Annotated in this window: 10 protein-coding genes; 7 read left to right on the top strand and 3 right to left on the bottom strand. The window is 72.2% G+C overall.

All coding sequences use genetic code 11. The features are described 5' to 3' along the window. Positions 1-6: 6 nt before the first annotated feature. The 7 genes from pelG to pelF are packed head-to-tail and all read left to right on the top strand — an operon-like array spanning position 7 to position 8,754. Positions 7-1,404 carry an exopolysaccharide Pel transporter PelG gene (gene pelG / locus B2515_RS17190; protein WP_293878444.1) on the top strand — a complete coding sequence of 466 codons (1,398 nt, stop codon included), beginning with the start codon at positions 7-9 and terminating at the stop codon, positions 1,402-1,404. Positions 1,405-1,433: 29 nt separating this feature from the next. Further along, positions 1,434-2,294, top strand: a complete 861-nt coding sequence (locus B2515_RS17185; RefSeq protein ID WP_293878442.1) for an endo alpha-1,4 polygalactosaminidase — start codon at positions 1,434-1,436, stop codon at positions 2,292-2,294. Beyond that, on the top strand, positions 2,291-4,009 hold the full coding sequence (locus B2515_RS17180) for a hypothetical protein (protein WP_293878440.1): 1,719 nt from the start codon (positions 2,291-2,293) through the stop codon (positions 4,007-4,009). Before B2515_RS17185 ends, B2515_RS17180 begins: the two co-directional genes overlap by 4 nt. Next, positions 4,006-5,472: a hypothetical protein gene (locus B2515_RS17175; RefSeq protein WP_293878438.1), complete on the top strand. Its 1,467-nt coding sequence runs from the start codon at positions 4,006-4,008 to the stop codon at positions 5,470-5,472. Before B2515_RS17180 ends, B2515_RS17175 begins: the two co-directional genes overlap by 4 nt. Further along, a complete protein-coding gene (locus B2515_RS17170; protein WP_293878436.1) occupies positions 5,469-6,422 on the top strand; it encodes a hypothetical protein in 954 nt (317 codons plus the stop codon). The genes B2515_RS17175 and B2515_RS17170 overlap by 4 nt, the downstream gene beginning before the upstream one ends. After that, positions 6,419-7,279, top strand: a complete 861-nt coding sequence (locus tag B2515_RS17165) for a hypothetical protein (RefSeq protein ID WP_293878434.1) — start codon at positions 6,419-6,421, stop codon at positions 7,277-7,279. The genes B2515_RS17170 and B2515_RS17165 overlap by 4 nt, the downstream gene beginning before the upstream one ends. Next, complete coding sequence (gene pelF / locus B2515_RS17160) at positions 7,276-8,754, top strand: GT4 family glycosyltransferase PelF (RefSeq protein ID WP_293878432.1); 1,479 nt, start codon at positions 7,276-7,278, stop codon at positions 8,752-8,754. Before B2515_RS17165 ends, pelF begins: the two co-directional genes overlap by 4 nt. 238 nt (positions 8,755-8,992) lie before the next feature. Here the strand turns inward: pelF and B2515_RS17155 are convergent, their stop codons facing one another. From B2515_RS17155 to B2515_RS17145, 3 genes are read right to left on the bottom strand one after another with little or no spacing between them, the layout of a single operon-like run. Then, positions 8,993-10,600 (bottom strand): TolC family outer membrane protein, encoded by a 1,608-nt coding sequence (locus tag B2515_RS17155; protein ID WP_293878430.1) that lies wholly within the window; start codon positions 10,598-10,600, stop codon positions 8,993-8,995. Then, positions 10,590-11,963 (bottom strand): HlyD family type I secretion periplasmic adaptor subunit, encoded by a 1,374-nt coding sequence (locus B2515_RS17150; RefSeq protein WP_293878428.1) that lies wholly within the window; start codon positions 11,961-11,963, stop codon positions 10,590-10,592. The genes B2515_RS17155 and B2515_RS17150 overlap by 11 nt, the downstream gene beginning before the upstream one ends. Continuing rightward, entirely contained in the window at positions 11,960-13,717 is a 1,758-nt protein-coding gene (locus B2515_RS17145; protein ID WP_293878426.1) for a type I secretion system permease/ATPase, read from the bottom strand. The genes B2515_RS17150 and B2515_RS17145 overlap by 4 nt, the downstream gene beginning before the upstream one ends. Positions 13,718-13,764: the final 47 nt, after the last annotated feature.

The following is a 13,764-nucleotide window of genomic DNA, read 5'->3' as shown; positions in this document are numbered from 1 at the left end:
GACGTCATGGCCGGCATAGGGTTCCAACTTGCGAAGACCGCTCGCGAAGGCGGCGTCGGCGGTATCGTCGGCGCCGCCGCGTTCGGTGCGATCATCAGCGCCGGCCCATGGCTCATCACCGCGGTGGCGATGGCGCTGCTCGACGGCTGGTCGCTGCGCCACCTCGGCAGCGAGGGCGGCCGCGTCGTCCAGACCGTGCTCGTCTACGCCTTCAGCCTGTCCGCGCTCGCTGCGGCACCGATCGGCATCCTCGCCACCCGCATGGCCGCCGACCGGATCTTCGCGCGCGACGCGGCGGGCGTCACCGGTATCGTGATCGTCGCGCTGGCGGCGGGCGGAGCGCTCGCGCTGGCGGTCGGCGCCTTGGTCTTCGGATTCCTCGCCGGACTGCCGCTCCTGCAGGCGACGATCGCGACGATCATACTCGCCTGGCTCACCCAGATTTGGATCGCCGCCCCGCTGCTCACCGCGCTGCGCCGCTACCGCGCCGTGCCGCTCGCCTATCTTCTCGGCATCGCCTTCGCCGCGACCGCGCTGCTGTTGTTGCCGCATCCCGGCATCACGTCGGCGCTGGCGGTCATCGCCGCGGGGATCGGCCTGACGCTGGCCGCGATCGTCCGGGTGATCCGCGGTCATTTCGCGACGATCGCGACGCTGCCGCCGCGCGACGCCATCGCCCCCCAGCTCGCCCGGATCGTCGCCGCGGCCGGCGTCGCCGCGGTGGCGGCGATCTGGATCGACAAATGGCTGTTGTGGGTCGGCCCCGACAGCATCGCCGCGGTCGGCCTGCTGCGGCTCAACCCGATCAACGATCAGGGCAGCTTCCTGGGGTTGCTGACGATGGTGCCGGGGCTGACGCTGATCCTGATCGTCGCGGAAACCCGCTTCGACCGCGCGTTCGGCGACCTGATCGCGCGCTGCACCGGTACCTCGACGCTCGAGCGGATCGAGGAGGCACGCCGGGACGTCGCCGCCACGCTGCTCGACGGGCTGCGGCTGCTCGTGCTCGTCCAGGCGCTCGCCGCCGCACTGTCCTGGGTGCTGGCGGTGCCGCTGTTCGACTGGATCGGCGCCGATGCGCGCGCGATCTTCGCCTTCCGCCAGACCTCGCTCGGCGCGGTGTTCCACCTCGTCGCAATCGCCGCGACGGTGGTGCTCGCCTACTACGACCTGTTCGGCCGCATCCTGATGACCTGGAGTCTGTTCGCGATCGGCAGCGCGATCGCGACGCTCCTGCAATGGGATCAGGGCTTCGCAGCGTTCGGCTGGGGCTATATGGCCGGCGCCGTGGTGGGCGCGTCGGTCGGGCTGGCGCTGGTGGCGGAGGCGACGGTCAACCTCACCTATCTGTTGTTCGTCGGTAACAATCCGTCGGTCGTCGGGCATGGGGGGCGGTTGCTGTGACGGATCAGGTCCATTGGGGACGACGCAGGATGCTGACGCTCGGTGCGGTCGGGCTAACGCTGGGGCTCAAGGCGCCGATCGACGCCGCGGCGAAGAAACGCGCGCTGCCCGCCGCAGGAGACTGGAACTGGGCGGTCGATTACGGCCCGGCGAGCGATCCCGCGAACGCCCGCCGCTATCGCCTGCTGGTGCTAGAGCCGCATCACGCCCGCCCGATCGCGCCGCTGCGCGGACCGGGCAGCCGCCTGCTCGGCTATGTCAGCCTGGGCGAGGTGGAGCGCAACCGCAGCTATTTCGCGGCGCTGGACGCTGCCGGCGCACTCGGCCCGCCCAATCCGAACTGGCCCGATGCGCGCATGCTCGACTTGCGCCACGAGGCCGCCCGCCGCGCGGTGATCGACCGCATCGTGCCCGAGGTTCTTGCGCTCGGCTATGACGGAATCTTCATCGATACGATGGATAGCGTCGAAGCGATGGAGCAGCAGAATCCGATAGCAAACAAGGGCATGGTCGCGGCGGGGGCCGCATTGATCGGTCAGTTGCGCGCCCGTTTCCCGAACATGCGGATGATGCTGAACCGCGGCTATGCGATGCTGCCGGACGTCGCGACGAGCATCGACATCGTGCTGGGCGAGGCGATGGCGTCGCGCTGGAACTTCACCACGAAGCGCTACGAGCTGCTCAGCGACAGCGACTGGCAATGGCAGGCGGACCGGTTGCGCGCGGCGAAGGCGCGCAATCCGGCGCTGACCCTCACGACTCTGGACTATTGGGACCCGTCCGCGCCGCGGCAGATCGCCGGCCTCTATGCCCGCGAACGCGCGGCGGGCTTCCGCCCCTATGTCGCGACGCTGGCGCTCGACCGCCTGATTCCCGAGCCGACGGGATGAGCGCGAAGCGTCAACACGCTTGGCTGGCGGTCGCCATTCCCGTGCTGGCCGGACTGGGCCTCCTTGCCGGCGGGCTACTGCTGCTGCCCGGCCGGCGCGAGGTGCTGCACGCGCAACGGCGTGCGCAGCCGGTCGACCTGTCCGTACCGCCCGCGTCCGCCGCGATCGCGGCGCGGCCGGACGCACTGCTGCCGGCGCCGCCATCGATCGCGGCCGCCATCCCCACCGCCGACGCGGCGGCGCTCGCCACGCTGACCGCGCAGCTGGTCGCCGACGGGCAACCGGTGACGACGGCGCAGGTCGCCTATGATCTGGTCGCGGCGAAGCGACCCGCCGTCGCGCTCGCCTATCTGCGGCGACGCCCCGACGGCGCCGCGCCGGCGACCTGGGCGCTCCACGTCGATCTGCTGCGACAGGCCGGCCGCACCGACGAAGCCGCAGCGCTGGTGTCGTACGCCGCCCACGGCCGCGGCGGAGTCAAACCGGCGGACCTGATTGCCGCGGCCTATGCCATCGACCGGCCCGATCTGGTGATCGCCGCCGCCGCCCGCGGCGCGATCCCGCCACCCGACCCGAAACTGGCACTTGATCTCGCGCGGCGCGCCGACAAGGCTGGCCGCAGCGACCTGATCGTGATGCTCGACCGCACAACGCGGGCCGACTGGCGCAGCGCCGACCCGTGGCTGGCGATCCGCGTCGCCACCCGCTCCCGCGACACCGCCGCCGCGCTGCGCGCCGCCGACCGGCTGCCCGCCGACCAGCGCGACGCGGCGCGCGAGACGATCATGACCGGCGCGGGCGACCGCGACGGCCTGCGCCGCCTGCTGCTCACCCGCGCGGCTGCGACCGGCGCACCGGTGCAGACGATCGCCGAACAGTTGCTGGCGGCGGGCTTCCGCGACGATGCCCGCGCGATGCTGCGCCGCGCCGCAACCGACCAACCGGTCGCCAGCCCGGCGACGCAGCGCCTGCTCTACCTGATGGGACCGCGCCCGGCGGCGGACGATCTCGCGTGGCTGCGGCAACAGGCGACGCGTGGCACGCCGGCCGACCAGCTTGACTGGCTCGCGCTCTACGCGCAGCGTGATCGCCCGGCCGAGGCCGCAGCCTTCCTCTCGCGCCACCCGCTCGCGGCGCGGACGGAGGTGATGCTGACCCGCCTGTCGCTGGCGCGTGCCGCCGGCGACGATGCCGCCGCACCGAAGCTGGCGGCCACCCTGCTCGACGGGCGCGACCTCAGCCCCGCGCAATTGCGTGCCCTCGCCGCGACGGCGCCGGCGGATGCGGTGCCGGCGGGCGCGCTCGCCCGGCGACGGATCGCGGCAGGCATCGCCGGGCCGCGCGATGCGATCGACCTTGCCTGGGCGGCATGGAATGCCGGCGATGCCGCGGGGACGGTGAAATGGCTGCGCGATCATCTCGCGACCGCACCCGACGATGCAGCCGCGCTGCGGCTGATGGCGGACGCGCAGGCGCGAACCGGCGGTACGGCGGCGGCGCGGCCGTGGCTGGAACGCGCGCTGGCGCAAACCCCGCCGGACAGTCGTGTGCGCGCCGAACTGCTCGACCGACTCGGCCGGCGGGCGGAGGCGATCGCCATGGTCGAACGCTTGCGCGCCGCCGCGCCGCAGGATCGCGCACTCGCCGCCCTCCACGCCCGTCTGCTGATCGCGGGCGGTCAACCGGGCCGCGCCCGCACGGTGCTCGCGCAATGATCGCGCTGTTGCTCGGTCTGGCGGAGCCCCCCGTCCTGTCGGTTCCGGCAGCGGTGTTCGCCGATGCGCGCGTTATTGCGCCCTCCCCCCTGCTGATCTGGCCGGACGGCTCGAACGTGCGGATCGAGGAGGCCGAGGGCGAGATGGTCGCCCGCTTCGACCGGCCGCTGGCAGCCGAGCGGATCGATGCGTTCCGCAGCGCCGCCGGCGAGGCGATCGGCGACCTGCGCTGGAACGACGACAGCCTCGTGTTGCGCCCTGCGCCGGGATGGACGATGACGTGGCGCCAGGCGGGGACGACCGTATCGGTCGCTTTCACGCCATCCGCCCCCGTCGCCGCGCCATCCGCACCGGAGGGCGACACCGCGCGCGATGCGGCAATCGCGGCGATCGAGGCCGACGCCGCCGCCGGCTATACCGGCGCGGCACGACGGCGGGCGGCGGCGCTCGCCACGCGCTACCCGAACGACAAGAGCGTCGCCCGACTGCTCGCCGACACGCGCTCGGCCGATGGCGATTCGCGCGGCGCGGCGCGCGACTATCGCGCGCTCGGCGCCGACGATCGCGCCGCACGCCGGGCGATCGCGGCGGAGCCCGGCACCGCGAGCCTTACCGTCACCGCGCGCGACGGCAGCGACCTGTCGCAGGTCGAACTGGGTACGCGGGTCGATGCCGCGATAGGCGCGCGGCTGACCGCCGGCGGCAGCGTGCGTCATCTGGTCAGCCGGGTCGCCGGCGGCAAGCGCGCGGGCGCGACCGTCGCCGACGCCGCGGTCGCGACGACGATCGAGGAGACGGTCCGCGTGCAATTGCTCGCATCGGCGGCGCTCGACGATGCGGTCACCGGCGGCGGCGTCCGCCTCGTCGCCGGCCCGGCAGAGGCGCAGTTCCGCGCGACCGTGCTACGCCACATGCCCGATTATTCTACCGCCGCGCAGGTGCTGGCGGGCGGCTATCTGTCGCGCGCCCTCGTCGGCGTCACCTATCGCCTCACCCCCGGCGTCGTCGTGCAGGCGGATGCGGGCGCCAACCGCTACGGTCTCGCCGGCCTGCCCGGCGCGAGCGATACGATCGTCGCCAGCGCGGGCGTCGACTATCTGATCCGGCGCCAGTTCCCCGCGCTCGGCCTCACCTATCGCTACGAGGCGGAATACGTCCAGCGCATGCGCCGCGGCGCCGACGCCATTCCGATCGTGCCGCTCGCCACGCGCGAGAACCATACGCTGCAGGGACTGGTCAGCGGCAGCGTCGGCGTGGTTCAGATGACCGGCCTTGCCGGATGGACGGTCGACCGCTTCGGCGGCGACGGCCCGACCGCCAGCCTCGGCGTCGCGGCGCCGATCGGCATCGGCTGGCGGATCGAGGGCAGCGGCGGCATCACCTCGATCGCGCGGGCGGGCTTTTCCGGCCGCCAGCTGTTCGCGCGCGCGCAGCTGACCCGTAGTCTGGGCGAGGCGCGATGACGCCGGGGCCTCCTCCCCCCTGGCGCCGGCCGGTCCGCATCGCGGTCGAGCTGGCGCTCGGCTTCGCCGCGCTCGTCGCGCTCGACTGGTGGCTGACCGGCGGCACCGGCTTCGCCGCCATCCAGCCGAGCCCCTATTGGCTGCCGGTGCTGGTGATGGCGCTCGCCTATGGCACCGCGCCGGGCGTGATCGCGGCCGCCATCGCCTCCGGCCTGTGGCTGCTCCACGCGCATGAGAACGGCGGCGAGCGCGACTATCTGGATCATCTGTTCCATCTGTCGCTGCCGCCGCTGCTCTGGTTCGTCGCCGCGGTGGCGATCGGCGAGGTGACGATCCTGCGTACCAATCGCCACGCCCGGCTCGAACGACGCGACCGCGTCGCCCGGCGCAACCTCGCGCGGATGACCGAGGCGTTCGACGCCCTCTCGCGCACCAACCGGCGGCTGCAGGTCCAGATCGCCACCGAGAGCGCGACACTGGGCCATGTCATCGACACCGCGACCCGGCTGTCGTCGGCCGATCCGGCCGACCGGCGCGAGGCGATCGTGCGTCTCACCGCGCTCGCCGCCCGGACCGAGGATTTCACCTGCTATCGCATCGCCGGGGACGAGGCGCGGGCGTGGCTGCGGGGCGCACAGGCCGCGGTGCGTCGCGACGTGCTGCCGACCGCCTTGATCGAACGGCTGCTGCGCCGGCGCGGCATTCTCCACGTCGCGCGGCGCAGCGACCGGGCGGCGCTGGAGGGCATCGGCGTCGCCGCGGTCCCGCTCTGCGACCCCGCGACCGATGACCTGGTCGGATGCCTGATCCTCCATGCCCTCCCCTTCGCCGCCCTGAACGCATCCCGCGTCGCGGAGCTGGCGGAGGTCGGTACGTGGCTGACGCCGCTGCTCGCCGATGCGTCGCGCGCGGCGCAGCGATCGCCGAGGCCGGCCGGGCTGGTCGCATGACCGCGCGGCTCGCGGCGCTCGCGATCCTCGACATTGCGCTGTGGAGCCTGTCCGCGGTCGGCGGGATCGCCCCGGGCTGGGCGCTCGGCGCGCATGCGCTGCTCACCGCGCTCGGCTATGTCCTCTGGTTGCGCAGCGGTCCGATGTTGAGCTTCGCCGCCGCGATCCTCGGCGTGCTGGGGCCCGTCGGGATCGCCGTCGCCCTGCCGCTGGTCCGCCGCCGCACGGCGCCTGCCGCGCAGACGGACGATGCCATCTTCGGCCCGGCCGCGGTCCGCGTCGGCCAGCGCGGCGCGAGCCTTGCCGCGGCGCGGATGCTGGACGGGCGCGTCCACCACGCCGGCCCCGAGACGCTGAGCTCGCTGGTCACGATTCTCCGCCACGGCGATGTCGGCGCGCGGCGGCGCGCGCTGGAAACCGTCGTCCGCTCGTTCGAACCGTCGCTGTCGCCATTGATCGCGCTGGCGCTGACCGACGGCGACCAGACGATCCGCGCGCTCGCCGCCGCCGCATCGTCGCGCGTCGCGCACAATCTGATGCTGACCCGCGCCACCCTGGCGGAGCGCACAGACGATCCCGAGGCGGCCTCGCGCCTCGTCGCGTTGCTCGCGGATCATGCCCGCGCCGACGTGCTGCTGTCGGATTCGCAGCGCGGCCATTTGCGCGACGATGCGGTGGCGATGATGCCGGCGACCGACCCCGCACGACAAGCGCTGGCGATCGAGGCGCTATGGGCGGCCGGCGACTATGCCGCGATCGACGTGATGGCGGCCGACACGCTCGCCGCCGGGCCCGAGGCGACCAGCCCCGAGGCGCTGACGGTGGCACGCTGGTGGCAGGAGCATGCCGCGGCGTGACCCACGCCGACACACCCGAGGCCGACGTCTGCCTGATCGTCGAGGGCGCCTATCCCTATGTCATCGGCGGCGTGTCGGGCTGGCTGCAGGATCTCATCACCCACCTGCCCGACGTCCGCTTCGCCATCGCCGCGATCAAGCCGGGCGCCGATGCCGCCCCCTTCCGCCTCACGCCGCCGCCCAACGTCATATCGGTCACCGAAATCGGCCTTGCGCCCGAACCGGCGATGCCGCGCCCGCTCGCCGACGCCATCGCGATCCCGATCGCCGATGCGCTGGTCGCCTTCGTCGCGACCGGCGACGCGCAACGGCTCGCCGCGCTCATCGACCTGATCGGCGGCCTGCGTCGCCCGCCGGCGACCGGCGACATCCTGTCGCATCCCGCCGTCTTTGCGCGCCTGCGTCGTCATTATCAGGCGATGCTGCCGAAGGCGTCGTTCCACCATTATTTCTGGGCAATGCGCGTGCTGCTCGGCGGCCTGCTCGCGGTGCTGACCGCGCCGCTGCCGCGCGCCCGCGCCTACCACACCATCTCGACCGGTTTCGCCGGCCTGCTCGCCGCCCGCGCCGCGCGCCAGACCGGCCGCCCGGCGTTCATCACCGAACACGGCATCTACCTGCTCGAACGGCAGATCGAGGTGATGATGGCGGACTGGATCGGCGATCAGGTCGATACCGGCCTCGAACTCGAACGCAGCGTCCGCGACCTGCGCGACCTTTGGGTACGCGCCTTCACCAGCTACGGCACCGCCTGCTACGATGCCTGCGACCCGATCGTCGCGCTCTATGGTGAGAACACCATGGTCCAGCGCCGGCTCGGCGCGGCGTCGGGCCGGGTCCGCGTCATTCCCAATGGCATCGACTCGGGTCGCTTCACCGGCATGGCCGACGCCCGCGATCCGGCGCATCCGCTGGTCGCATTGCTCGGCCGGGTGGTGCCGATCAAGGACATCAAGACCTTCATCCGCGCTGCCGCCATCGTCCATGCCGAGCGCCCCGACATCCGCTTCACCGTGCTTGGGCCTGCCGACGAGGACCCCGAATATGCCGACGAATGCACCCGGCTGGTCGACGATCTGGGGCTCGCCCCCGTCTTCGACTTCGCCGGCCGCGTCCGGATCGAGGACTGGATGGCGAAGATCGACCTGCTCGTCCTCACCAGCCTGTCCGAAGCGCAGCCGCTGGTGATTCTCGAGGGCGGCGCCTGCGGCATCCCCGTCGTCGCGCCCGACGTCGGCAGCTGCCGCGAGATGATCGAGGGGCGCGGCGACGGCGACGTCGGCCATGGCGGGATCGTCACCCCGCTGGTCAATCCGGCAGCGACCGCCGCAGGCATATTGGCGATCGCCGGCGACCCCGAAAAGCGCCGCACGATGGGCGAAACGATGCGCGAACGGGTGCATCGCGACTACGATCACGACACGATCATCGGCGCCTACCGCCGCCTCTATCGGGAACTGGTCGACCGCGAGTGAGCGGTGGCCGGTCGGCGCGCATCAGCGGTAGAAGAACGGGTTCGCGCGGAGGCGCGGAGGACGCAGAGGTGTCGCGCTTGCCGCGACAGCGGCCCGTCCCTCCGTTCGCCCGACCGGCGGACCGTCCGATGGGAAGGAGACGCTGCCGCAAGCGAATCACCTCCGCGTCCTCCGCGCCTCCGCGCGAACCAATCTTCTGTCGGCTTGAGCAGACCGCTCCGAGGTGGAACGGCGGGCCCTACGACCCGCCCGTCACCAGCGTATCGTTGAGGTCGTCCGCCACCGGCCCGCGCAGCACCGGCCCGATCGGCAGCGCCCGCCCGGTCGGTCCCGCTACCGCCCGGACCGCGGCCGGCCGGATGCGGACGTCGGTTGCGACCGGCAGCACCGGCGCCGGTCGCGCCGCACTGCCCGGCATCTGCGCCCGGTCGATCGGCGCGAGGACCGGATCGAACGGCCCGAAGCTCTGCCGGCGGACCGCCCGCGTGTTGCGGACCGGATCATAGGCCGGCACCGCCTGGTCGATCGCCGCCGCCTGCAGCCGCCCCAATGTCGCCAGCAGCCGCGCCTCGGCGGCATAGGCGGCATAGGTCGCGTTGGTCTCCACCAGCTGCGCGGTCAGCAGCCGCTGTTCGGAATCGAGCACCTCGAAATTCGACCGGAAGCCCTCGGCGAACCCGCGCTGCACCCCGGTCAGCGCCGCCTGCGCGGCCTCGGTCGCCAGCCGGCCCGCATCCATCTGCTCGCCCGCAGCGACCGCCTGGTTCCAGGCATTCTGCGCGGTGACCAGCGCCGAACGCCGCGTCGTCTCCACCTCGAACCCCAGTTGCTGGCGTTCGGCGATGGCGGCGCGCACCCGCGATCCGATCACGCCGCCGGTCAGCAGCGGCATCGTCAGCGTGACGCCGCCGGTCGCCGCCGGCCCGGCGTCGCGCAACTGATAGGAATAGGGGCTGGTATAGCCGTAGCTGCCGGTCAGCGCGACGATCGGTGCACGCTCGGCCCGCTGTGCCGCGATCCGCGCATCGCCCGCCTTGGTCGCCATGATCGCCTGCCACAGGCTGGGGCTTTCCTGTTCGACGATCGCGAACGCATTCTCGAGCGAGGCCGGCAGCCCGGGCAGCGTCGGCGGCGTCATCAGTGTCCCGGGATTGCGCCCGACCACCGCCGCGAACCGCCCGCGGCTCGCCTGCAGGTTGGCGATCGCCTGCGCCAGCTGCGCCCGGATGATCTCGCGCTGCGCCCGCGCCTGCGCGATATCGGTACGGGTCAGGTCGCCGCCGCGCTCGCGCGCGATCGCCTGCGTCAGCTGGCGACCGTAGGACTCGAGCGAGCGCTGCTGGATCGTCACCAGCGCCTGGTCGCGGCGCACCGAGACATAGGCATCGACCACCTCGAACAGGATCGCATTCTCGACCTCACGCAGCCGCTCGCGCCCGGCGAGCACCGTCGCCTCCGCCGCCGACACCTGCGCGGCGGTGCGGCCGCCGTTGAGCAGGATCTGCGACACGGTCAGCGTCGCGCCCATGTTGCGCGCGCGCAGCGTCTCGAATTCGCCGAGCAGCCCGCGCTGCTCCTGCGAACGATATTGCAGCGACATGTTGATGCCTGCGTTGAGCCGATAGGGCGAGCTCGCCTGCACGATCTGCTCGTCCAGCGCCCGCAGCTGCGCCCGCTGCCCCTCCAGCGCCGGGTTGCTGCGATACGCATCGGCGATCGCCTGCCCCAGCGTTTCCGGCGGCAGCTTCGCCTCGACATAGATCGACGGCGGGTCGCTCTCCTGCGCGCCCGCCGCGGCGGACAGGCCGAAAGCGACGATCAGGGCGAGGCGCAGCTTACCGTTCATGGAGCGACCGTGAGAAGGCCTCGGTCAACGGATCGAGGAGATAGCCGAGCGCGGTGCGCGAATGCAGCTTGACCAGCACCGTGACCGGCACGCCGGCGCGAATGCCGGTATCGCCGCCGCGCACCGCCTCGATCTGCGCGATCTGGTCGCGCGGCACCGCGATCTCCGCGCTGAAATAGCTGTGGCCCGATTGTTCGTCGCGCAACGCGTCGGCGGACACGTTGCGGACGGTGCCGGTCAGGATCGGCAGGTCGCGTTCGTGCAGCGACAGGAACTTCACCTCCGCCTCGCGCCCCGCGAACACGCCGTCGATGTCGCCCGGCGCGAAATTGGCCCGCACCACCAACGGCGCGGCATCGGGGACGATGTCGAGGATCGGCTGGCCGGGCTGGATCACGCCGCCGACCGAAAACACGCGCAGGCCGACGACCCGCCCGGTCACCGGCGCGCGGATGATCGTGCGGGCGAGCTGGTCGCGCGCCGCCAGCCATTTGGGCAGCATCTCGTTGAGCTGGAACTGGGTGTCGCGCAGCAGGGTGGCGCTGTCCTCGACATATTTGCGGCGGTTCTGCACCACCTCAGCCCGGGTCTGGCCGATCTGTTCGCGCGCCGCGGCGGAGCGGCTGACGAAATCGGCGTCAGTGCCGTCAAGCTGCTGGATCGAGCGTTCGATCGCCCGCACCGTGTTGCGCGAGACATAGCCCTGGTCGGCGAGCGCACGGGTGCTCTCCAGCTGCTGGCGCAGCGAGGTGCGCTGCCGGGCGGTCGCCTGCGCCTGCGCGCTATAGCCGCTGCCCTGCTGCGCGACCGCCGCCTCCTGCTGGCGCAGCACTGCGCCGTTGGCGGCGAGCGCGGAGGCGCGGGCGGCGCGTTGCGCGGCCTGCAACGCCTTGGCCCGCTCGACCAGCCGCAGGTCGTCGCCGGTCGCGGCGGCGAACTCCGCCGGCCAGACGATTGCGCTGCCGCGGACGTCCGCCTCCAGCCGGGCGCGCTGCGCCTGAAGATCGATGACGCTGGCGGCAAGCGCGCGTTCGCTCGCAGCGACGTCGGCACCCTGCAGACGGAAGAGGATCTGGCCGGCCCGGACGTGATCGCCGTCGCGCACCGCCAGCGCGGCGACGATGCCGCCCTCGCGATGCTGCACCGTCTGGCGATTGCCCGCGACGACGACTTGCCCCTCGCCCGCCGCCGCCGCGTCGAGCCGCGCGAAGGCGGCCCAGCCGAGCCCGACGACGAAGAACAGGATCGCGACGATGGCTCCGCCGAGAATGGCGGCGCGCGGCGAATCGTCCAGATGCAGGCGTTGCGCGATGCTCTGACGGCCGGCGTCCGGTTCGGGCATGGCGAGATCGGCGTGGATCATCGTGCGCCTCCCGCTGCGGCTGCGGGCACCGCCGTCGGGCTCGTCGGTCGCACCACCTTGGCGCGTTCGTCGAACAGCTGGATCGTGCCGCCGCGCAGAACCATGATCTTGTCCGACACCTGCAACAGGCCGGTGCGGTGCGTCGACACGACGATCGTCGCGCCGCGACGGCGCATCGCCTCCAGCGTCGACACCAGCCGCGCCTCGCCCTCGCTATCGAGGTGCGCATTGGGTTCGTCGAGCAGCAGGATCGTCGGCAGCCCGAACAAGGCGCGTGCCAGCGCGACCGCCTGGTTCTGGCCGGCGGACAGGCCCGATCCCTCCGCCATGCTCAGCATCGTCGCATAGCCCTTGGGCAGGCCGAGGATCACCTCATGCGCGCCCGCGGCCTGCGCCGCCTGCACGACCGCGGCATCCAGCGCCTCGCTCTCGCCCGACAGCACCGACTGGAAACGCGAGATGTTGGTATGGACGGTCGTCGGGAACAGCGACGGGGTCTGCGGCATGAAGCCGATATGCTTGCCGAGCTGTTCGCGGTTCCAGTCGCTCAGGCTGGCGCCGTCGATCCGCACCTCGCCCTTGTCGGGCGAGAGGGCGCCGGAGAGCACGCGCAGCAGCGTCGACTTGCCTGCCCCGCTCGGGCCGACCAGCGCGACGATCTGGCCCGGCTCGACGGAGAAGGCGATGTCGGACAGCAGCGCACGGTCGCTGTTGTCGGCAAGCACCGTGACGCCGCGCACGTCGATTCGCCCCACCGGTGCGGGCAGCGCGGTGGCATGCGCCGAGGGACCCGGCCGGCGGCAGAAGGCGTCGAGGTCGCGCCATGCGTTGCGCGCCGCCACCAGCGGCTTCATCGCGCCGAGGATCTGTTCGACCGGCTGCAAGGCACGCCCCAGCAGCAGCGAGGCGGCAAAGATCGCGCCACCCGAGATATCCTGCCGGATCGCCAGCCACGCGCCCAGCGCCAGCGCCAGCGATTGCAGCAGCAGGCGCAGGAACTTGGTGACCGCGAGGAACTGCCCCGCCGTTCCCGCCAGCGCGGACTGGCGCCGCACCAGTTCGGCGCGCTCCAGCAGGTGCCGGGTGATGACCGCATTCCGCATGCCCATCACGCGGACGACCTCCGACCCGTGGATCGACACATCCTGTTCGCGCGTGGCGAGCGTCGCGCGCATCTGCGTGTCCCGTGCGGCACGCGCGGTCACCCGGTCGCTGGCGATCGCGATCCCGCCGAGCAGCAGCGCGCTCACCAGCGAGAGCACGCCGATCCACGGATGGAGCAGGAAGGCGATGCCGATATAGATCGGCGCCCAGGGCGCGTCGAACAGCGCGATGATCGTCGGCCCGGTCAGCGTGCCGCGGATCGTGTCGAAATCGCGCATCGCCTGACTGCGCTGCCCGCCGGTCGCATCGTCGGCACCGAGGATGCGCAGCAGGATGCCGGGCGCCGCCCGCCGCTCCAGTCGCAGGCTCGCGCGCAGCAACAGCCGCATCCGCATCATGTCGAGGATCGCGAACACGATCAGCGATACGACCAGAATCAGCGTCAGCAGCAGCAGCGTCGCGCCGCCACGGGTCGGCACCACACGGTCGTAGACCTGCAACATGAAGATCGACGGCACGAGGTACAGGATGTTGACCAGCCCGGAAAACAGGGCGGCGAACATCAGGTGCCGGCGACAGCCGCGGATCGCGTCCGCCAGCACGTTGGCAACCCGATCGGGCTCGGCAGATTCCTGGCGGGGCGACGACATGGTCGCCGACGTAGCGCGGAAAGGTAGAGGATATCCTAACCACGCAC

This window comes from Sphingomonas sp. UBA978, from assembly GCF_002292295.1.
Taxonomy (GTDB): Bacteria; Pseudomonadota; Alphaproteobacteria; order Sphingomonadales; family Sphingomonadaceae; genus Sphingomonas.
Note: the sequence above shows the minus strand (reverse complement) of the source record. Positions and strands in the feature narration are given on the sequence as shown.

Excerpts from the sequence above, each read along its gene's own strand:
- B2515_RS17150 (WP_293878428.1), bottom strand. The coding sequence starts at position 11,963 with ATGATCCACGCCGATCTCGCCATGCCCGAACCGGACGCCGGCCGTCAG.
- B2515_RS17170 (WP_293878436.1), top strand. The coding sequence starts at position 5,469 with ATGACGCCGGGGCCTCCTCCCCCCTGGCGCCGGCCGGTCCGCATCGCG.
- B2515_RS17175 (WP_293878438.1), top strand. The coding sequence starts at position 4,006 with ATGATCGCGCTGTTGCTCGGTCTGGCGGAGCCCCCCGTCCTGTCGGTT.
- B2515_RS17180 (WP_293878440.1), top strand. The coding sequence starts at position 2,291 with ATGAGCGCGAAGCGTCAACACGCTTGGCTGGCGGTCGCCATTCCCGTG.
- B2515_RS17165 (WP_293878434.1), top strand. The coding sequence starts at position 6,419 with ATGACCGCGCGGCTCGCGGCGCTCGCGATCCTCGACATTGCGCTGTGG.
- B2515_RS17145 (WP_293878426.1), bottom strand. The coding sequence starts at position 13,717 with ATGTCGTCGCCCCGCCAGGAATCTGCCGAGCCCGATCGGGTTGCCAAC.
- B2515_RS17185 (WP_293878442.1), top strand. The coding sequence starts at position 1,434 with ATGCTGACGCTCGGTGCGGTCGGGCTAACGCTGGGGCTCAAGGCGCCG.
- pelG (WP_293878444.1), top strand. The coding sequence starts at position 7 with ATGGCCGGCATAGGGTTCCAACTTGCGAAGACCGCTCGCGAAGGCGGC.
- B2515_RS17155 (WP_293878430.1), bottom strand. The coding sequence starts at position 10,600 with ATGAACGGTAAGCTGCGCCTCGCCCTGATCGTCGCTTTCGGCCTGTCC.